Genomic DNA, 1,199 nt, shown 5'->3' with positions numbered 1-1,199 from the left:
GAGTCACATGGTGAGCTGTTTGGGGGTTGTCGTTTCGGGGAGGTTGATGCCGGAGTGGCTTGCTGGTGCTGGGGTGGTGGGCCGGTGCCGGAATCGTTCGGGGTTCTTGTCGTAGTAGCGCTGGAGTGCCTGGTCGCGTGTTTTCCAGACGTCCTTCCAGGAGCCGTCGTGGACTTCGGAGGGCGAGAAGAGGGCAATGCCTGAGTGTTTGTGCTGGGTGTTGTACCAGGGCACGTAGTCGGCAAGGTGGGCCCTGGCGGTCTCGACTCCTTTGAAAACCCGCGGGTAGCCGGGCCGGTATTTCATGGTCCGGAACCCGGATTCCGAGAAGGGGTTGTCGTTCGAGACGTAGGGCCGGTTGTGGGAGAGCTCCACGCCGTGGCTGGTGAGAGTGTCCCGGAGCAGGTTTGAGCGCATCGCCGGCCCCGAATCGGCGTGGACTATGCGCGGGGCGCCGTGCCGGGCGATAGCGGTTTCGAACATCTCCACGGCAAGGTGGTCCGCTTCTCGTTCCTCGACCCGCCAGGCAACCATCTGGCGGGAGTAGATATCAAGGACTGAATAGGCCTTGAACGCTCTTCCCCGCCAGGGTGAATACAGGTCAGTGATGTCCCAGGACCAGATCTGGCCCGGGCCGGTGGCCATCACGACGGGTTTGTCCCGCGGGGGCCGGTTGTTCCCTGTCCTGGTCGGGATGGTTGGGCGCAGCATCTGGTCCTCGATCCGGGCCGCGACCCTCCACCATGTCCGGCGGGAAGCGAGCATCACCCCCGCGTCCCATGCCGCGGCGTAGGAATGGTCAACGGAAACCTGATCGGCCCAGCCAGCCAGGATGTACTCTGCGATCCGGTCCCGGTCATTGGTGCTGATCCGGGACTGGTACGCGCGCTCAGACTGTCCGAGCGGGTCCTGCACGCGTTCGCGGGGGTTTTGCCGGTAGTGCCAGGTCGAGCGTGATACGCCGGCGGCCTCGAGGGCTTGCCGCTGCGAGCCGGTGAGCGTTGTCAGTTCCCGGACGAGCCGGTTTTCGGCTTCGATGAACCTTTCGGATCGTTCGTCTGGTCCGTATCGGGCTCTGGCACGTTCAACTCGTGCAAGAGCCCGATAGCTTTTCCCAGAGCGGTGTTCGTGCCTTCAAGTTCACGGATCCGGCCCTTGAGCTGTTCGACTTCGGACTCATGTTGGGCGATCTCCTTGGC

The 1,199-nt window shown here is 63.6% G+C and carries 1 protein-coding gene and 1 pseudogene; both read right to left on the bottom strand.

Features of this window, described 5'->3' with window-relative positions; all coding sequences use genetic code 11:
- Nucleotides 1-3: 3 nt before the first annotated feature.
- Nucleotides 4-915, bottom strand: a complete 912-nt coding sequence (locus WMN78_RS10440; protein ID WP_340533683.1) for a DDE-type integrase/transposase/recombinase — start codon at nt 913-915, stop codon at nt 4-6.
- An 89-nt stretch (nt 916-1,004) separates the two neighbouring features.
- Nucleotides 1,005-1,199: pseudogene (locus WMN78_RS10435) on the bottom strand (hypothetical protein); the annotation flags it as partial.

Source organism: Arthrobacter oryzae (assembly GCF_037911235.1).
Classification (GTDB): domain Bacteria; phylum Actinomycetota; class Actinomycetes; order Actinomycetales; family Micrococcaceae; genus Arthrobacter; species Arthrobacter oryzae_E.
This window is presented reverse-complemented; position numbering and strand designations above follow the sequence as displayed.